We start from the raw sequence: 18695 nt of genomic DNA on the forward strand, positions 1-18695 counted from the left end.
GATAGAGGGTGTTCCATGGGGTATTGCCTCAACCGCGCCGGGATAAGAAAGCAGGAGACCGTGTATGGCCGCGTATGCATGAGCATATCGTTGAGATGACGGCTGCGTATCCCGTTACTCTTGCCACCTTTGCGTTGAAATCAGGGCTGGAAGAATTCAAGAGTATGGCACAACAAGCTCTAGGCGTCGACAAAAATGGCATAGGGATCTCTTCATAGATAAACCAACCACCGTCCCATATTGGAAACGGTGGTTTTTTATGTAAATAGCTACATTGAGCCATTACTGGCTTGGAAATAAGGTGTTACAATAAATCGGCTCATTTGGACAATCCTTTACTAAATAGATGGAGGGAATAGAATGAAGCGAGGACTTCTTATTAGCATGGGTGCTGTAGTCGTAGTAGCAGGCGTGCTTTCCATTCCTATTGAGGCAGATCCCTCACCCGATACACGAATCATATTGGAGCACACAAACAAGACGTATATTTCACCGCCCTGTTATGAGCAAGCAAACAAAACGAACAATCTAGCCGAAGCCGATATCCAAAAGGCACAGGAATTGAATTACCGGCCGGAATCCAGCTGCACCGCAAATTCACTTGCCCCCATCAAGCAGCCGATTGCTTCTGTACTCGCCGTAAATCTCGGAATCAAGCCAAGCCGATGGGATTGGTAATTGTCTATATAGGGAAGAAGTTAGTAGAAACTGGGGCATATTCTTGGGATGAAATCAAATCGATCGCAAAATCAGGTGACTCTTATTGCATGTGTGAAACGAAAATATAAAAGCTTCTTCCATAAAAAAGAGCGTTAGCTTCAGCAGCTAATGCTCTTTTTTTTATTAATAGTACGGAGAAATCATGAGGTAAACAATGACGCCCGTCGCACTGACATAAAGCCACATCGGCATCGTCCAGCGGGCGATTTTTTTATGTTTTTCCACCTTCATGTTGAGTCCACGTGCCGTCGTAATCAGCGCAAAAGGAACGATAAGCGCCGACAACAAAATATGTGTAATCAAGATGAAGTAATAAATCGGACGAAGAATTCCCTCTCCCCCGTAGGAAGTGCTAGGTGCCATTCCGTGGTAGATCACATACGAAACCAAGAAGAGAGCTGTTGTCGAGAAGGCTGCAAAAATATATCCTCGATGCATCTTCATGTTTTTAAACTTCACGATGGAAACAAGCGCGGCAATCAAAAATATAAAGGTAAAACTGTTCATGACCGCATTAAAAAACGGCAGAAACGACAGGTCGAGATGGCTGAAATCATTGTTTTTCGGCATGAAGTACAAGATGGCGACAAGCGTGTTAATCGCTATGGTGAGAATAACGATGAGCGGTGTATAGTTGCGTTGTTTCATTCTTATGCTCCTTTTTCTTAGATCATGAATGAGTATCCCGCTTTAGTCTACCCATTGACGAGCTCGGACATTGGCTGATACAGGCGGTTAACCAGTCCGGTCATCCTAATGATAAACGAAGTAGGTATGCCGTACAAAGGCGATTTGATGAACAAAAAAGGACCAACACATGTTAGTCTTCGGGTTATCGAGAAAGTCTCGGTAATCTTTTCCATTTTGATCTTCTTGTTTTTTGGGCAAGCCGCTGTCATTAGAGCTTGTTCCTGTACGTTGATATTCATTAGTTGCGGTAAGAAAATAAATTACCATATACTATTTCCATATATTTACATTTAATCAAATATAATCTATATTATAAATACCCAAGCAAACATATTAGGCTTCTGAAGGTGGGTAAATAAAAGATAAGAAGGAGTGTTTTGCAATGAAAAAGTTTATAACTGGTTTAGCGACACTGGCAGTATTGACTTCAGCTGTTCCTGCTTTTGCTCAGGAGCCACAACAAGCACTCGCGACTACTTCAACTACTAACTATTCAACGCCTAGTAAAGAATCAAAAGCTTCTGTTGCAGAATATGTGAATCTTACAGTACGCTGGAACAATGTTTCAAATGCAGTGAGATACGAGTATATTCTGACAAACGTAACAGATGGATATCCGTATGAATCTGGTAGTATGACCGCTACTGTCGCTAACATAACTGCGTTAAGAGTTGGAAAACTCTTCAGTTTTTATGTTCGTGCTGTAGACAAATACGGCAATACAATCGGACAAGCAGTATTAGATATTGTACCAACTGGCAGCAATATCGATAAGAATGTTTGGATTAGTTAGGCAGAAGGTTTCACATTTGGTTTAAAACAAATTTTCGGATCACCAGGTTGTCGAGATAGTTTTCGGCAACCTTTTTTGTTCAATAGTTCTTAACGCGGTTATCAACGTACCTAGAGCAAGGATTTAATGATAGCAGGGACACAATACATAAAAAAGATAGCTCTCCTCTTTAGCCAAGATGGACTAAACGGAAAAGCTATCTTAATTTTTCATCCTTCGGAATTAATGGCACACGAGTCTAATTCTCTCTTGAAACAAAACGTGTGTTTTTCAACAACCTGAGACCAACACATGTTGGCCCCTTTCATTATTACTTGTTTGATTGCTCGTCTAGTGGTGCGGCCTTGCTAATTCCTAGTGCAAAGAAGCTGATGACCACAATCGCCAAGAAGACAATCCCGGCAATCAGGGAAACGCGTGTGTCATCATTGATCCACATACCAATGAGTACCATGATAAGAAAAGCAATGGTCAAATAGTTGCTCACTGGGGCAAAAGGCATTTTGAATGGATGGCTGTCCATTTCAGTACCCTTTGCTTTTCGGAATCTGATTTGGCTGATCAAAATGACAAACCACGGAACCATACCCGGCAACACACTCGCACTGTACACATACACGAAGAGATTTTCTGGGGCGATATAGCTTAAAATAACGCCAGCACCCAGACCGATCAGAACGCCAATCGTACCTAACAACGGCACACCATTCGAAGAAAGCTTCGTAAAAACTTTCGGCGCTTGGCCATTTACACCTAAGGTATACAGCATTCGCCCTGCACTATAAATCCCACTATTACAGCCAGACATAGCAGCAGTGATCACGACAAAGTTAATGATACCTGCAGCAGCGGTAATACCGATCTTCGCAAAAGTAGCAACGAACGGACTGCCGATTGCATGCAATTGATCCCAAGGGTAAACGGTTACAATAACAAAAATCGCACCAATATAGAAAATCAAAATACGCCAAATGATACTTTGGATCGCATTTCTTAATGTTTTTTTCGGGTCTTTTGCTTCCCCTGCTGTAATCCCGATTAGCTCGACACCTTGATACGCCCCGATCACCAAGGAAAGAGCAAAGAAAAAGCCTGTCCAACCGCCTGTAAAGAATCCGCCATTTTCCCACAGATTCGATAATCCGATTGCGTTTCCACCATTTCCAAAGCCAAAGAAAATTAATCCAAACCCTGCAATAATCATCAAAACGATCGTTACAATTTTGATCATGGCAAACCAAAACTCAAATTCACCAAATGATTTTACCGAGACCAGGTTTGCTGCACCGAGAATCACCATGGCAATAATGCCTGGAATCCAAGGCGGTAAATCCGGGAACCAATACTGCATATACTGCCCGACGGCGATGATCTCTGCCATCCCGACAATGACCCACTGGAACCAGTTACTCCACGCCGTCATATAACCTGCTAACGGATGGATGTACTTATGCCCGAAGGTCGCGAATGACCCCGTACTCGGTTCCATATACAACATTTCACCCATTGCACGCATGATGAAAAAAATAAAAATTCCTACAATTGCATAAGCTAGCATGACGGATGGGCCTGTCCACTTGATCGTGCTGGCTGACCCCATAAATAGCCCAACACCGATCGTACCGCCCAGAGCAATCATCTGAATATGACGGGCTTCCAGGCCTCTCTTCAGTTCTTTGTTTTCCACGTAAGCTTCCTCTTCCTCTCTGCTGTTGGCGGTATTTTCGGATAGCTTCTAGTCATTCTCGTTTTATTGATTAAAAAACTGTCCCTTACATCTCTCTTCACTTCTTATCAAGCATTCCTACTGGTTAGTAAGATTATTCACCTCTCCGCCTTACGCTATATTCGTAGATCACTTCATATATTTTAATATGTTTTAATAATATCCACAATTATATTCACAAGGAAAATACTTGATAAATAAATATATTTGCATTCAAGAAGGAGAAAAAACACATGAAAAATCAATTAATTACAGATGTGATCCTACCTCCATGAAGGGTAAGCTGTATGAAAATTTCCCAACAAAGAAATACTATCAGCGATTTTAAAATAGGAGGAAATGGAACCATGGAGCACTATTTGGCTGAACAATATCGTGAAGGACTGCAAGCTTTTGGACAGCTGATGCCAGAGGCCTTGCGAGCATATAACGAATTCACCAGTCAATGCTTTTCGTCCGGTGAATTGTCATCCAAGCATAAGCATTTGCAGGCACTGGCTATCTCCCTTTACTCCGGAAATGAGCACTGCATTGTCTATCATTTGGAAACAGCTCTCAACGACGGAGTTTCCCAAAAAGAAATTGCTGAAACAGTAGCAGTAGCCGGAGCATTCGGCGGCGGAACTACCCTTTCGCATGGCGTCATATTAATCAATGGTGTGATGGAGGAAAAACAGGGAACAATTCAATGAGAAGATGACCGAAAATTCTTGTACCACTGCGGTTACAAGAGCTTACAAAAGCACAACAATCGCCGAGAACTCCCTCGTTCGGTTGTTGTGCTTTTTGCCACCTCAATTATTTCGATTAAGCGCTCTTGCCATCGCATCTATATAGCTTTTGCAGGCTCTCTGGCTCACTTCCGCTTCAGGGACAAACACTTCAAAGCAGTGATAGCATCCGGGATACAGATGAAATTCTACGTCTACGCCCGCTTGTGCAAGACGCGTCACATATTCGATCGTCTCATCTCGGAATAGATCGAGCTGTCCTACGCACGTATAAGTCGGCGGCAGCCCCGCCAAGCTTTCTGCTCTCGACGGCACCCCATATGCGGATACCTGACTGTCGTCGACACCTTCGCCCAGGTACATGCTCCACGCAGCCAAATTATTCGTCCGGTTCCAGGTTGCATTTTCCGCCTCGATTTCATAGCTCGACGCTGTACGATTACGGTTATCGATCATTGGATACAACGGCATCTGGAAGATAAGGGCTGGTCCCCCTTTGTCGCGAGCCATTAAAGCAAGTGCTGCGGTCAGCCCTCCTCCCCCGCTTGCACCAGCAATCGCAACCCGATCCAAATCGATGCCGAGTAACTCAGCTTCGTTTGTCATCCACGTTAAACCGGCGTAACAGTCATGGATGGCAGCTGGATAAGGGTGCTCGGGAGCCAGACGATAATCAACCGATACGACGACACAATTAGCTGCTTGTACAAAGCGTTCGCATAGAGCGTCATCCATATCGGGGTGCCCCATCACATAGCCACCTCCGTGAATCCACAGCATAGCCGGAAGCTTACTACCTGTTCGCTGGACGGGCTCGTATATTTTCGCCAGCATCTCTCCTGCTGCGCCTGGAATCATTCGACTTGTAGTACGTACATGCTCCGACTTCACAATAGGCGGATTTTTCAGCATGGCCCTGCTCGACTCCAAATTTTCTTCCAGTTGAAAACCAGGGAATTGTGCTAATGTTTGCCTTAATTCCGGCAGTACTCGACGATGAAAATCCACGTGAATCCCTCCATTAAGCGAATGTTGATTCTTGCTCTGTCTCTGCTTCCCACTTGGTTATTTCCTCTCGCACCCGAGGCGCTACCTCTGTTCCTAGCAGCTCAATGGCTCTCATTACCTGATCATGCGGCATCGTGGATATCGGCACATACATCATAAAGCGCGTCATACCTACATGTTTGCGAAGGTGGATGATCTTTTGGGCAACCGTCTCCGGATCACCCACATACATCGCTCCTTCCAAGCTGCGCGCGGCATTGAAGCTAGCACGGTTATAATGCGCCCAGCCCCGCTCCCTTCCGATTTTATTCATTCCTGCTTGCGTAGAAGGAAAGAATGTATCTGCCGCCAGTTCCGTATCTTCTGCAACAAATCCTAATGAATGGGACCCAACCGTTAATCGCGATACGTCATGACCAGCGTGCATAGCCACCTTCTTATACAGCTGCACAAGTGGCGCAAACTGCCGCGGACTCCCACCAATGATCGCCAGCATCAACGGCAATCCCAGCAGACCTGCTCGAACAACTGATTCCTGATTGCCTCCGCTACCGATCCATATAGGTAAAGGATTCTGAACAGGCCGAGGATACACGCCTAAATTCTGAATAGCTGGCCGATGACCGCCCCGCCAGGTTACTTTTTCGGACGCCTGTATTTTCAAAAGCAGTTCCAAATGTTCTTCAAACAGCTCATCATAGTCATTCAAGTCATAGCCGAACAGGGGAAAAGACTCGATAAAGGAACCGCGTCCCGCCATAATCTCGGCCCGTCCATTCGAAATGCCATCGAGTGTAGCAAAATCTTGAAAAACACGCACTGGATCAGCCGAAGAAAGCACTGTCACTGCACTGGTCAGCCGAATCCTTTTTGTCAGTGGTGCAGCCGCAGCCAGCACCATGGCTGGAGAAGAAGCAGCATAATCCTTGCGATGATGTTCCCCTATGCCAAATACATCAAGCCCAACCCGATCAGCGAGGACGATTTCCTCGACAACCTCACGCAATCGCTGTGCGTGGCTCATCACTTCACCAGTCTGAGCATCCGGCGTCGTTTCCACAAACGAAGTAATACCAATCTCCACAGACCATCTCTCCTTTTGCAAAACTTGTATCAGTCAACAGCTCTGGAAGCAGAATAGTTTCATTTGATATATCTTCATTTTGAAGTATTTCAGTAGCTCTATTTCCCTGAGATAGCCGAAACGCGTCTGGTCACTGCCCAATACACCAGAGCCAACCCACTAACGGAGGCTCCGAGCAAGCATACTCCCTCCCAACCAAAATGCGCATATGTATAGGTCGAGGCAATGGAGCCAGCAGAAGAGCCGATTGAATAGAAAACCATATACCCCGCCGTGAGCCGACTCCGCGCCTCTGCCCCCAAGGTGAAGATCATGCTTTGATTCGTAACATGCACCGCCTGTACCGCCAAATCAAGCAAAACGATACCGATCGCCAAGGCAAATAACGACTGTTCTGTATAGCTGATTAGCAGCCACGATAGTAGCAATAGGCTCAAAGCAAAGCCCGTCGTTCTCTGTCCGTAGCCTCTATCTGCAAGCTTCCCCGCCCTCGCTGCGGCTAACGCTCCGGCAACCCCTGCGAGACCAAACGCCCCAATCGCCGTGTGCGACAAAGATAATGGCGGTGCACTAAGCGGCAATACCAATGGCGTCCACAAGATGCTAAACGCAGCAAAAATCAGCATCGCTAGAACAGAGCGAATACGTAAGAGCCGTTCTTGGGCGAACAACATCAGTACCGATCCAAGCAACTGGAGATAGGATAGCGATTTTACCTCCCGTTCCCTATTTGGCAATACCCGAAATAACACGCAAACCAGTAACAATAGAAATGCAGCAGAGACCAGATATACGGAACGCCACCCCGCAAGATCTGTTAAAACTCCCGCAATGGTTCGCGCTAGAAGAATGCCAATGACGATTCCACTTGTAACTACGCCAACCACTCGCCCTCGCTCAGCAGGAGCAGCCATGGTCGCCGCGAATGCAACAATCGTCTGCGTCACAACGGCAAGCAATCCGACCGCTGCTATACCTGCGAATAGTACCGTGCTGGTGGAAGCTGTCCCTACGATAACCAGCGCTACCACAGATAAAAACATCTGGCCGATAATCAAGCGACGCTGGTTCAATAAATCGCCGAGTGGCACAAGTAACAACAGTCCTACTGCATAAAAGATTTGAGTAAGGGTGATCAGAATTCCAATGATGGAATAGTCAATTCTGAACTCACTCGACAAATGATCAAGTAGTGGCTGCGCGAAGTAGATATTCGCAACTGACATCCCGCAAGCAACCGCAAACAATAGTGTTACATAGCGAGGCATGGGAGAATTGGCCGTTACCTTTTCAATAACTTCCTCCATCTGACTTCACCTTACCTCCTTTCATTTTCGTTTAGCGCATAATAACATACCGATCGGTACGTTATAACGCCCAGTAAATATATCCCACCATTTCTTTTCCTGTCAACACCATTCTTTTCAAGGTCGATCAAACTAACCTGAAATTGACAAAACAGATGAAAAACAATAGAATATAAAATACCATTCAGTACAAAAAGGTTTATTAGCCGTTACATAGATTCGAATACATCAGTAATGAGAGGAACTCTTTATGGCAAGAACACGCGAATTTGACGAAGAAAAAGTACTAGATGCAGCTATGCAGCTTTTTTGGGAGAAGGGGTATGAAGCTACCTCATTAAGCGATTTAACTTCCCGAATGGGCATCCAGCGCCCCAGTATTTACTCGACCTTTGGGGACAAAAAAGAATTGTTCGAAACCGCACTACGTAGATACACGATGTCTCGAGCTTCCGTGATACGAACGAAGCTTCAAAACACGCCATCCGTAAAAGAGGCATTTCGCCATTTTTTTAAAGAGGTGGCCGACGAGGAATATACGGAAGGTCTCAGCCGAGGATGCTTTTGCATTAATACCATGGTCGAGCTAGCCCCTCATGATGAGAAATTTGAGATTTTGACAAGGGAACACCAAATGTACCTCTCTGTCATTTTTCAAGAAACGATTGAGCGAGGTATCCAATCGGGTGAACTCGACTCGAGTGTAGACGCGAAAGCTACCGCCCAAGCGCTTATCGTATCGTTAATTGGACTGACCGTATTCTTGAAATCTCGTCCAAATCAATCATTTGTGGATAATTCGATAGAGGTTACGCTTACGTTACTTAAGTAACCATTCGAATTAACTTGGACAAAAAAAGACCAACATTTGTTGGTCTTCTTTCTCTCCATACCCACAACTTCTGTTAGCGCTCCAATTTAAAACGCTGCACCAATGATTGCAGCTCTTCCGCAATGTTGGCAAGATGCGTTGCCGAAGCAGCCACTTCCTCCATCGAAGCATTTTGTTCTTCACTGGCTGCGGCGACTTGGTCGACCTCTTGTGCAGTCGCTTGGCTCATGGCGCTCGATTCACCAAAGGCTACAAGCATCGATGTATTTGATTGCATCAACCCTTCGCTGACGCGGGCTACTTGCGCGAGGTGTGCATCAATGCGGTTAATGGCCTCATACATCTCCGTAAAACGCTGCTCAACGGATTGTGTCAAATCACTTCCTGCTGTAGCAGAATCCACGCCTTCCTCCGTGCGTCTAACCATGTGAAGGACACGATTCTGAACCTCGCCGATCAAACTGTCGATCTTTTCAGCAGCAGAGCCTGTCTGATCAGCCAGCTTGCGTACCTCATCAGCGACGACAGCAAACCCGCGACCTTCTTGCCCGGCACGCGCTGCTTCAACAGCTGCATTCAGCGCAAGCAAATTCGTCTGAGAGGCGATATCCTGGATGAAGTTGGTCACCCCGCTAATTTCTCCAGCAACCTGTTTTAATTCCTCCATCTCCTGCTTAGAACGGGTAGAATGTTCCACGATCATATTCACCTGTTGTCTTGCCGCTCCAAGGGACTCCTCTCCAGTATTGGCCAGATCGGTGATAACCTGCGACATTTCCGTGCTCTCACGCAGAATACGGATGGCATCATCCAGCTCCTGTTGCGCTTGCGTAGCCGATTGCTTCACAGTATCTATACTCCGATTCATATCTGAAGACATGGACGCTATTTCTTGCATGGAGGCAGCGACTTGTTCAATTGTTTGCACATTCTCCTCCGAATTCGCAGACAGATGCTGGGAGGAAGCTGAGATTTGCTCGGAATGATTGGTAATTTGACGTAGGACATCAGACAACGATTGCGACATCGTATTGAAGTTGGATTGCAGCTGCGCAATCTCATCCGTTCTTCCACTCTCAATAGACCGGACCGTCAAATCCCCCTGCGCGATCGAGTCAGTCAGTTGCTTCAATTGCCGGATTGGTCGCACCGTGCGTTTCATGGATATCCAAATGAACAGGGCAATGAAGGCAAGCAAAAGTACGATGAACATGAATGAAATCCGCAACAGTGGCTTGGTTTCTTGATCAATTTCACTCCAATCAATCACGGAAACGACGTTCAATCTGAGCGAATTTTGCTTGTTGAAATGGTAGTATTCACGAAGCTCGTCAACGTCCATTTCAAAGGAACCCTGCTCTTGATCACGCATCACTTGGAAGCGCTCGTCTTCAAGCGGCTTGCCTTGTGGGAATCGCGGATGCGACATCGTCACGTTGTTCTGATCAAACAAGCTGACATATCCCATTTCACCGATCTTGTACGTCTTTACCAGCTCGTTCAAGTGATCGATCGAAACGTCGATACCCGCTACTCCTCTGCCGTCTGAGAGCGTCTTGGCAAACGTAATCACGAAGCTCCCACTGACCGCATCGATGTAAGGTGGCGTCACAATGACCTGCCCTTTATGCTGCATCGCTTGCTTGTACCATTCACGGGTAGTCGGATCAACTTCCTTTTTCGCCGAGTTGTAGTATCGATTGTCGTAGTACATGAACGCAGCCAAAACATTGTCGATGTCTTTCTCCAAATGGTGGATGCGATCATAGATATACGTATCCGCATTTTGCCCCGGTGGAACTTGAACATCCGCAAAGCTCTCTATCGTAACAGAATACTCCCGGTACGAATTATTGAGTACTTGTGTAGTCGTCGTCGTAACCGACTCAATTTGTGACAACAATTCATGCTCTAACTGGTTGCGCGCCAGTTGTGTCAAGGTCAGGCATAGAACGACAGAGGGAACAACGATAAGCAAGACGAGAAAAAACAGGATCTGCTTAGATATCGATGCTTTATAACTGGTAATCATTTTCTTTATCATCTGTGATGACTCCTCTCTAGTAGAATAACGAGTTGCAACGCAAACAACGCCTCACCGGTTGTCAGAAGGCGCGTTTCTATCAGGTCAGACTCATACCTATGCCCACCTTTTCCACATGGACATTTCTTCAAAGTATATTTTCCCTGTTAGTACCTATTTGAAACTTCTATCCGATACAAATAATAACCAAAAGTCGGTAATCAGCAGTCTGGATTGGCTGCCGTTTTAACCGCAACCCATGATCTCAAGAATCTACACAGTGTTAAACGCGCTCAGATTACCTTGGAATTAGAGGCTAAGGCGTGGGAACCCGCGTCAAAGGACGGAGATTTTACGAGGTCCAGAGGGCTGAAGCGGAAGGCAGAAGGCTAGGACGGCAAGCTGCTGAAGATGGCTGACGAGATCGACAAAAAGCTTGAGAATTCTCAAGAGCTAATCAGGCAGAGCGTTCATCTAACGACAAGCAATTAGATAAGCAAAAGAAAAACCCTTACCTGAAACAGCGAATGGAAAACCAACGTGTATCTGGATCTACCATCGATTGGATAGCATAAGCTATTAGCGAGAAACCTCCTGCCTCTACACAGTAGTAGCTCTGGAGGTTTTTTTTGTGTGTTCAGAGGAAAGTACCGGGAAATCCCGGCAATTGGCTATCAACGTGGCTGTTAAACAGTTGTTTGAAAAGATGGATAAAGAGCTGTTGATTGCGATTCTGTGAGATTCTCGACGACCACAATAAAACTGCACCCCAATTGTTAATCCAGCCTCACAATTGGGGTGCAGTTTATTCGCCTATGCTGCTTTGGAGATTTTTATTTGCTTTCCTTCTTTTCTCCACTCGTTAAACTCAGCTGCTGCTGTGAAAAGAACGTCTGAAGAGGAGTTAAGTGACGTTTCAAAAGAGTCTTGTAACACTCCAATAATAAAGCCGACTCCGACTACCTGCATCGCAACTTCATTTGAAATACCGAATAGGCTACATGCTAGAGGAATCAGTAATAAAGATCCACCAGCCACCCCTGATGCACCGCAAGCACATATAGCCGATACTATGCTCAGGATGATAGCGGTAGGAATATCCACTTGAATACCAAGTGTATGAACCGCTGCAAGGGTCAAAACAGAAATCGTGACAGCTGCACCAGCCATATTAATAGTAGCCCCTAATGGTATCGAGACCGAATAACTATCTTTATTCAAACCTAGATTTTCGCATAATTTCATATTTACAGGAATATTTGAAGCTGAGCTTCGTGTAAAGAATGCTGTAATGCCACTTTCCTTTATACACTTGAAAACAAGTGGGTAAGGGTTTTGTCGTATAGCTACATACACAAGGATTGGATTGACAATCAGTGCCACAAAGAGCATGCAACCAATCAGAACAGCAAGTAATTTCGCATAGCCCACTAACGCATCAAGTCCACTTGTTGTAATAGAGTCAAATACTAGTCCCATGATTCCTAATGGGGCAAGCTTAATTACCCAACCAACCAATTTCGATACCGCATCCGAAAAATTAGTAATCATCGTTTTTGTCGTATCAGCGGCATTTCGTAAAGCCAAACCAATAAGTACTGCCCAAGCTAAAATACCGATATAGTTCGCTTTAACAATCGCATTAATCGGGTTATCAACCACATTTAGCAACAATGTCTTGAGAACCTCTACAACACCGCTAGGAGGCGTCACATCCTTAGCTCCCTCTACAAGAGTTAAGTCTACAGGGAATATAAAGCTTGCAATAACGGCGATTGATCCAGCTAAGAAAGTTCCTAAAAGGTATAGGATAATTATGAATTTCATATTCGTTTGGTGCCCACTTTTATGCTGAGCAATGGCTGACATAACCAAAAAGAGTACCAACACAGGTGCGATCGCTTTCAATGCGCCTACAAATAAAGAACCTAAAATTACTACGGGTTTTGCTACTTCGGGGATCGTTACAGCCAGGATAATACCAATAATCAAACCCACAATGATTTGCTTTACCAGACTTACTTGACTTAGCTTCGCCAGTATACTTTTCATAGATGCCCCCCACTAGGATAAACTTCTCCCGACCCTGCAATAGCTTCTCGCTTTCTGTATGATTCTATCTTCGTTGAATGGCTATTCTAATCACAGTCCACTCCCCAAAGACAAATAAGTATCATTATACTGATTTTTTGATATATTACAAACGGACAAATTTTTCCAAACTGAACAACTACCTTTGTTGGTAAGGCAATAATACTGCCCCTCTATTTAGGGTGTTGGGTAACCAAGAGTAAAACCCTCCCCGGTAAGAACCTAGGGAGGGTTTCGTCTGTCGACTAATTTCCGGTGCTTCTCTCTTGTTGCTTGAAGATTCCGTCATTACTTGCTCAATGAAACCAGCGAAGTGCGAACATGATTGGCAAACGAATAGTTATTTTTAGCATCCCAGTTGATAGACCAAGTCATCACTCCTTGGAACTGCGGATAACCAGCTGGATTTTGGAGTCTGTAAGTTCCTCCAAAAGACGTGCCCTTTACTAAATATTGAAGGGCTTTCTGGATATCGGCAGGAGACGTATAGCCTCCCCCGGCAGCACTTGGAGCAGAAGGCAGCCCGATTGCGACCTGGTTCTCCCTCAAGGCTGGAAACATGTTGTTAGGATTACGTCCGATAGGGAATCCTTTCAATAGCATTTCTGCCATCGCTACTTGGAAATCAGCCGTTCCTTGTTGATACGTACGACCATCTAATGCTTCTAGCGCTCCAGAATTATAGTGTTGGACGTGGATATAATTCATTCGATCACGAAGGGCATGAATCACAGGTAGATAAGCTCCCCACGGCCCACCATAGGCAGCGTAACCCCCTTGGACATAAGCCGTTTCTGGCGCCATCGTCAAAATGAAAGATGGGCCAAATGTATTCGTGATCGTCTGAGTCGCTGAGATTAAGTTTATAATTTTTGGCGTTGTCGGATTTCTAAAATCAGTGTCCCCCGCATTTAGCGACAAGGAACTTCCTTCCAGATCAATATCCATACCATTAAAACCATACGTTTGAATGATCGAGGTCATCGAGGTAATAAAATTTTGTTTGGCAGCTTCCGTCGTCAGCTCGACTGTACCATTCGCTCCACCAATCGAGATGAGGACCTTCTTCCCCTTTGATTGTAACAAGGCGATATCCGACTTAAATTCTTCAATGGATGCATTGAACGGCACGAATCCCATAGTCGAATGATCGCCACCAACTGGTTCTGCGAACGCAACATTGATTACATCGTATTTATCGGAGACATCTCTTAACTTGAGTACCGTAGAACCATTGTCAAAATTATGCCAGTAGCCGATCAAGACTCGTTTGGACACCGGTTCATTTGGGGATTTAGATAAAGTGGTTATCGTTATCGAGGCGCTCGGTGGGGATACATTGCCTGCGGCGTCTTTCGCCTGGATCGTGAATGAATATGTCGTATTTGCTAGAAGCCCACTCACGGTATAGGATGTTGTACTCGATGTACCAGCGAGTGCATCTCCGTTGTAGACGAGATACTCCTGAACAGCTCTGTCATCCGTAGAAGGTGACCAAGATAAGCTGACCGAGCTACTTGATATCCCTACCTCACTAAGATTTGTGGGGGACGTAGGTGGAATGGTATCGGGAGCAGAGGGGCCTTGCGGTTGCCACAGTGTCGGTACGTTGGGCGGTTCCCATCCGACAAGCGATGTATGAGCCAATGTACATTTGTAATCTTGCTCTTGATAGGTAACCATGTCTCCTAAGTTGTATACGGTGTTGGGAGTCCACGGTGCCATAGCGTGAGAAGACTGCGGGAATAGAGAAAAAATAAAGATAAGCGATAGTACTACCAAAAATCCTGTTTTTCTCATCAAATACATCAAACAAAGCCTCCTTCATTTTTACTTGTACAAAAAGATGACCTTTACATCTTTGCTTAACCCCCCTCATACAAATGAGCTAAGATAAAGATATACTTATATTTTTAAAAAATGTATTTTTTCGATTAATGTACACATAACAAAACCTCTATCGTTGCTTTTCGAATAGGTGCGACGCGTTTTTGCGGAAATTTTTTTTATGCTCCAGAATTTTAAGCGCGATAAACTGGCTCGACATCTCAATTGTCTCGATATTCAAAATGGAAAAATAAGCCAAAACAACACCATTGACAACGTTTTCACAGAATTATAGAATACACTTACGACAAGTTAACTATGATGGAGATTCGGAGACTCATACTTATTGGCACTTTCATTTTTGAAAGCGCCATTAAGCTATGGGTTTTTTTACGTGCATCGCCATCTTTGTTAGAAATTACTTAGGGGGGGAATAAGATGCTCAAGCTGTTTAAGCCTGCGGCGCCGATCGACAGATTGCCTGACGAACAAATTGATTCTGAGTATAAAAAACTCAGGCTTCAAGTGTTTCTCGGAATCTTCATCGGTTATGCGGCGTACTATCTCATCCGCAAAAACTTTTCACTCGCCATGCCTTATCTGATTGAAGAAGGATTTACAAAATCAGAGCTTGGTTTTGCGTTATCCGCCATTTCAATTTCCTACGGGATCAGCAAGTTTGTAATGGCTATTTTTTCAGACCGAAGCAACCCGCGAATGTTCTTGCCTGCCGGTTTGATTCTTTCTGCACTTATTAGTTTACTGATGGGTGTTGTTCCTTACTTCACCTCATCCGTCACGATCATGTTTGTGATGTTGTTCCTGAACGGTTGGTTCCAGGGAATGGGCTGGCCTCCATCCGGGCGTGTGCTCGTACACTGGTTTAGTGTAAGTGAAAGAGGAAACAAAACAGCCATTTGGAATGTAGCCCATAACGTGGGTGGAGGCTTGATGGCCCCTATCGCAGTTGCAGGTGCAGCCATGTTCACCACGTTTTCGGGTAGTACCGCTTCCGGGTATGAAGGCGTATTTATCCTGCCTGCTCTGGTTGCCATTGTCTTTGGATTCATTACGTATTTCTTAATTCGCGATACTCCGCAGTCAGTCGGCCTGCCGCCTATTGAAGAATATCGCAATGACTATCCAAACAAAGAGAAGAAAACGTTTGAAACAGAATTCTCCACAAAAGAAATCCTTTTCAAATATGTGTTGAACAACAAATGGGTTTGGGCAATCGCGATTGCCAACATCTTCGTCTACTTCGTCCGTTACGGCGTTCTGGACTGGGCGCCGACCTATTTGAGTGAGGAAAAAGGCTTTGATATGAACAAGTCAAGCGTTGCCTACTTCCTGTACGAATGGGCAGGTATCCCGGGAACGCTCCTGTGCGGCTGGCTGTCCGATAAATTGTTCAAGGGCCGCCGTGGACCCGCAGGGTTTGTCTTTATGCTCGGCGTATTGGTCGCTGTTCTGGTCTACTGGTTCAACCCACCTGGAAATTCCGTAGTCGATATGATTTGCCTGATCGCTATCGGTTTCCTGATTTACGGTCCAGTCATGCTGATTGGTTTGCAAGCCCTTGATTTTGTTCCGAAAAAAGCTGCCGGAACCGCTGCAGGACTGACTGGTCTGTTTGGTTACCTGGGCGGTACAGTAACAGCGAATGCATTGATGGGGGTTATCGTTGATGCCTCCGGCTGGGATGCAGGATTTATTTTGCTGACAGTTTCGTGTGCATTGGCTGCTCTTGTTTTTGCCTTTACGTGGAATGTGCGTGGGCAGGAAGTCGTTAAAAATCATTAATATAACAAAAAGAAGGATGAAAATCGTAGTGATTTTTATCCTTCTTTTTTATGGAATGAACAGCCAGTCTTCGCCGGGTTATTGTTTACATCTATTAAAAATCAAAATTGTCCGGGTCTGGACCGACTCGATGATTCTGATTCAAGCCATCGATCAGATCCATCTCTTCTTTTGTCAACTCAAAATCAAACACCGATGCATTTTCAACGATTCGATGTTCTTTTGTAGATTTTGGAATCGTTACGACACCATTTTGCAAGTCCCAACGCAGGATAACTTGTGCGATGGATTTGTGATGCTTATCAGCAATCTCCTTTAATACTGGATTATCCAACAGTTGTCCTTGCATTAACGGAGACCATGCTTCAAATTGAATGCCTTGCTCCTTACAAAAATCTTGAAGCTCCTTTTGGGTCAAACGTGGATGGTGTTCCACTTGATCCACCATTGGTTTAATCTCCGCGTCTTTCATCAATTCTTTGAGATGATGAATATGGAAATTACTTACCCCGATTGCTTTTACTTGTCCCTCTTTATAAAGTGTTTCCAATGCTCTCCAAGCTTCTTTAAATTTCCCTTCCACTGGCCAGTGAATCAGGTATAAATCCAGATACTCCAAATTTAATTTTTTTAAGCTGGCTTCATAAGCCGCTAACGTTGACTCATATCCTAAATCTGCATTCCATACTTTCGAAGTAACAAAAAGTTCCTCTCTGGAAATACCTGCCTCTTTCAGCCCTTCACCGATCCCGCGGCCGACTCCCTCTTCATTTCCATAAATAGCTGCTGTATCAATACTGCGATATCCATGCTTGATTGCTGTTTTTACCGCATTCTCAAGTTCTGGACCTTCCTCCACTTTAAATACACCCAAACCAAACCAAGGCATTTTAACACCATTGTGCAGAGTCGTAGTATCTTGCAAATTTTTCGCCATTGAATTTTATCTCCCTTAGCATTGTATTTTTGAAAACTGTTTACAATTGTCGACTTTTTGAAAGAAAATCTTTATCTGCTCCTGTCACACCACTTTGTCCCCAATTACCTGGTACCATTTCTCGAATAAGGATTAAAACTTTATCCAAAGGTGCACGGGTGAATTTCATAGTGAGGTGAGTCAGGTCATTTACATATTTATCTTTCGTTACCTGGTCAAACGTATTCCAAATATCAACTGTAACGACAGCCATGCCATTTATTTCAGAGTCATCTGTGTGATAAGACTCTTCTGTACCCCAATTGATACGGCGGCTCTTAAGAGCAAAGTCATGATCCGCTGCGGAAGCGCCTGCTTTCCCCCAATTTTCTTTTTCAAGTTCATGAATCAACACTTGAATTTTGTCCGGTACGATCTTCAATTCGTTTGTTGTTAACTCAGTGGCCTGTCTAATGAATTCTTTTTTCATATCTTTCGACATAGCTGGCCATGTATTTAGGACAATGAATGGCATTTCATACACATCCTTGATTATTTGATAAAAAGAAGCGGTTTCCTTAAATATAACCAAACCATGTTCTTTATAAGCATGAACAATGAACTGCCTGAACCACCTCCTTAAATCAGAAGATTACTCTTCTTATTATCTGTTTAAATAAGAGTGGATTGCTTTTGTAACCAATTCATGATCTTCTTCAGGAGTTAGTCCTGATACCGTAATGGTCCCGATGTTCCCAACGCCTTTAGCTATGATGGGAAAAGCTCCCCCATATGCCGCGTATTTAGAGGCATCCACTCGATTTGATTCGTGATAAGGCATTCCGGTTATTTCACTTTGCCTTTGCAAATAATAGGAACTGTGATCATGCAGTGCTACAACCCGATTTTTGCGTTGGATCCATTCCGTATTTACCTGAGATGTGCCTTTCATCTTAAAGTGAAACAATTGCACGCCATTTTTTGTTATATCTACAGCGATCTGTTTTTCTTCCTGTTTAGCCATATCAACAACCAACAAACCTAATTGAAGAGCGTCTTCGTTAGTAAATGATGTAAATTGCAGCGTTTCCTCATCATTTATTATCTTTTTCATGCTTTCATCAAAGGATTCTGTACTCATAAC

General features: G+C 44.5%; 17 protein-coding genes. 6 read left to right on the forward strand and 11 right to left on the reverse strand.

The window, feature by feature from the left end; genetic code table 11:
• The first annotated feature begins 23 nt into the window (after positions 1-23).
• Together E8L90_RS21595 and E8L90_RS21600 are read left to right on the forward strand one after the other, a co-directional pair.
• Positions 24-218, forward strand: coding sequence for a hypothetical protein (locus E8L90_RS21595; protein WP_137031325.1), 195 nt, complete (start codon positions 24-26; stop codon positions 216-218).
• A 142-nt stretch (positions 219-360) separates the two neighbouring features.
• Positions 361-678 carry a hypothetical protein gene (locus tag E8L90_RS21600; RefSeq protein WP_137031326.1) on the forward strand — a complete coding sequence of 106 codons (318 nt, stop codon included), beginning with the start codon at positions 361-363 and terminating at the stop codon, positions 676-678.
• 165 nt (positions 679-843) lie between these two features.
• On the opposite strand, the gene E8L90_RS21610 is transcribed toward E8L90_RS21600, so the two are convergent.
• Positions 844-1368: a DUF420 domain-containing protein gene (locus tag E8L90_RS21610; protein WP_137031327.1), complete on the reverse strand. Its 525-nt coding sequence runs from the start codon at positions 1366-1368 to the stop codon at positions 844-846.
• 424 nt (positions 1369-1792) lie between these two features.
• Here E8L90_RS21610 and E8L90_RS21615 point away from each other — a divergent pair, with 424 nt between their 5' ends.
• Positions 1793-2203, forward strand: a complete 411-nt coding sequence (locus E8L90_RS21615; protein ID WP_137031328.1) for a DUF2059 domain-containing protein — start codon at positions 1793-1795, stop codon at positions 2201-2203.
• A gap of 310 nt (positions 2204-2513) precedes the next feature.
• On the opposite strand, the gene E8L90_RS21620 is transcribed toward E8L90_RS21615, so the two are convergent.
• Positions 2514-3890: an amino acid permease gene (locus E8L90_RS21620; protein ID WP_137031329.1), complete on the reverse strand. Its 1377-nt coding sequence runs from the start codon at positions 3888-3890 to the stop codon at positions 2514-2516.
• 386 nt (positions 3891-4276) lie between these two features.
• On the opposite strand from E8L90_RS21620, the gene E8L90_RS21625 reads away from it, so the two are divergent.
• Positions 4277-4621, forward strand: a complete 345-nt coding sequence (locus E8L90_RS21625; RefSeq protein WP_137031330.1) for a carboxymuconolactone decarboxylase family protein — start codon at positions 4277-4279, stop codon at positions 4619-4621.
• A gap of 102 nt (positions 4622-4723) precedes the next feature.
• On the opposite strand, the gene E8L90_RS21630 is transcribed toward E8L90_RS21625, so the two are convergent.
• The 3 genes from E8L90_RS21630 to E8L90_RS21640 form a co-directional block, all read right to left on the reverse strand.
• On the reverse strand, positions 4724-5668 hold the full coding sequence (locus E8L90_RS21630) for an alpha/beta hydrolase (protein WP_137031331.1): 945 nt from the start codon (positions 5666-5668) through the stop codon (positions 4724-4726).
• A 13-nt stretch (positions 5669-5681) separates the two neighbouring features.
• A complete protein-coding gene (locus E8L90_RS21635; protein WP_137031332.1) occupies positions 5682-6752 on the reverse strand; it encodes an LLM class flavin-dependent oxidoreductase in 1071 nt (356 codons plus the stop codon).
• Between the two features lie 98 nt (positions 6753-6850).
• Positions 6851-8059 carry an MFS transporter gene (locus tag E8L90_RS21640; RefSeq protein ID WP_137031333.1) on the reverse strand — a complete coding sequence of 403 codons (1209 nt, stop codon included), beginning with the start codon at positions 8057-8059 and terminating at the stop codon, positions 6851-6853.
• 250 nt (positions 8060-8309) lie between these two features.
• On the opposite strand from E8L90_RS21640, the gene E8L90_RS21645 reads away from it, so the two are divergent.
• Positions 8310-8891, forward strand: a complete 582-nt coding sequence (locus E8L90_RS21645; RefSeq protein ID WP_137031334.1) for a TetR/AcrR family transcriptional regulator — start codon at positions 8310-8312, stop codon at positions 8889-8891.
• Between the two features lie 73 nt (positions 8892-8964).
• Here E8L90_RS21645 and E8L90_RS21650 read toward each other — a convergent pair whose 3' ends face one another.
• The 3 genes from E8L90_RS21650 to E8L90_RS21660 form a co-directional block, all read right to left on the reverse strand.
• A complete protein-coding gene (locus E8L90_RS21650) occupies positions 8965-10935 on the reverse strand; it encodes a methyl-accepting chemotaxis protein (protein ID WP_137031335.1) in 1971 nt (656 codons plus the stop codon).
• Positions 10936-11727: 792 nt separating this feature from the next.
• Complete coding sequence (gene sstT / locus E8L90_RS21655) at positions 11728-12966, reverse strand: serine/threonine transporter SstT (protein WP_137031336.1); 1239 nt, start codon at positions 12964-12966, stop codon at positions 11728-11730.
• Positions 12967-13293: 327 nt separating this feature from the next.
• The gene (locus E8L90_RS21660; protein ID WP_137031337.1) at positions 13294-14814 is read right to left on the reverse strand and encodes a chitinase; all 1521 of its coding nucleotides are present in this window, start codon (positions 14812-14814) and stop codon (positions 13294-13296) included.
• 456 nt (positions 14815-15270) lie between these two features.
• On the opposite strand from E8L90_RS21660, the gene glpT reads away from it, so the two are divergent.
• Positions 15271-16635 (forward strand): glycerol-3-phosphate transporter, encoded by a 1365-nt coding sequence (glpT, locus tag E8L90_RS21665; protein ID WP_137031338.1) that lies wholly within the window; start codon positions 15271-15273, stop codon positions 16633-16635.
• 94 nt (positions 16636-16729) lie between these two features.
• Here the strand turns inward: glpT and E8L90_RS21670 are convergent, their stop codons facing one another.
• From E8L90_RS21670 to E8L90_RS21680, 3 genes are all read right to left on the reverse strand, one after another.
• A complete protein-coding gene (locus E8L90_RS21670; RefSeq protein ID WP_137031339.1) occupies positions 16730-17572 on the reverse strand; it encodes an aldo/keto reductase in 843 nt (280 codons plus the stop codon).
• Positions 17573-17612: 40 nt separating this feature from the next.
• Positions 17613-18086 (reverse strand): tautomerase family protein, encoded by a 474-nt coding sequence (locus tag E8L90_RS21675; protein ID WP_137031340.1) that lies wholly within the window; start codon positions 18084-18086, stop codon positions 17613-17615.
• A 129-nt stretch (positions 18087-18215) separates the two neighbouring features.
• Positions 18216-18692: a heme-degrading domain-containing protein gene (locus tag E8L90_RS21680; protein WP_137031341.1), complete on the reverse strand. Its 477-nt coding sequence runs from the start codon at positions 18690-18692 to the stop codon at positions 18216-18218.
• Positions 18693-18695 lie beyond the last annotated feature (3 nt).

It is taken from the genome of Brevibacillus antibioticus (assembly GCF_005217615.1).
In the GTDB taxonomy this organism is placed as follows: Bacteria; Bacillota; Bacilli; order Brevibacillales; family Brevibacillaceae; genus Brevibacillus; species Brevibacillus antibioticus.

Bases quoted from the DNA above. Each gene is read 5' to 3' on its own strand.
- E8L90_RS21600 (WP_137031326.1), top strand. From the start codon at position 361: ATGAAGCGAGGACTTCTTATTAGCATGGGTGCTGTAGTCGTAGTAGCA.
- E8L90_RS21610 (WP_137031327.1), bottom strand. From the start codon at position 1,368: ATGAAACAACGCAACTATACACCGCTCATCGTTATTCTCACCATAGCG.
- E8L90_RS21615 (WP_137031328.1), top strand. From the start codon at position 1,793: ATGAAAAAGTTTATAACTGGTTTAGCGACACTGGCAGTATTGACTTCA.
- E8L90_RS21625 (WP_137031330.1), top strand. From the start codon at position 4,277: ATGGAGCACTATTTGGCTGAACAATATCGTGAAGGACTGCAAGCTTTT.
- E8L90_RS21640 (WP_137031333.1), bottom strand. From the start codon at position 8,059: ATGGAGGAAGTTATTGAAAAGGTAACGGCCAATTCTCCCATGCCTCGC.
- E8L90_RS21645 (WP_137031334.1), top strand. From the start codon at position 8,310: ATGGCAAGAACACGCGAATTTGACGAAGAAAAAGTACTAGATGCAGCT.
- E8L90_RS21650 (WP_137031335.1), bottom strand. From the start codon at position 10,935: ATGATAAAGAAAATGATTACCAGTTATAAAGCATCGATATCTAAGCAG.
- sstT (WP_137031336.1), bottom strand. From the start codon at position 12,966: ATGAAAAGTATACTGGCGAAGCTAAGTCAAGTAAGTCTGGTAAAGCAA.
- E8L90_RS21660 (WP_137031337.1), bottom strand. From the start codon at position 14,814: ATGTATTTGATGAGAAAAACAGGATTTTTGGTAGTACTATCGCTTATC.
- glpT (WP_137031338.1), top strand. From the start codon at position 15,271: ATGCTCAAGCTGTTTAAGCCTGCGGCGCCGATCGACAGATTGCCTGAC.
- E8L90_RS21670 (WP_137031339.1), bottom strand. From the start codon at position 17,572: ATGGCGAAAAATTTGCAAGATACTACGACTCTGCACAATGGTGTTAAA.
- E8L90_RS21675 (WP_137031340.1), bottom strand. From the start codon at position 18,086: ATGCCATTCATTGTCCTAAATACATGGCCAGCTATGTCGAAAGATATG.
- E8L90_RS21680 (WP_137031341.1), bottom strand. From the start codon at position 18,692: ATGAGTACAGAATCCTTTGATGAAAGCATGAAAAAGATAATAAATGAT.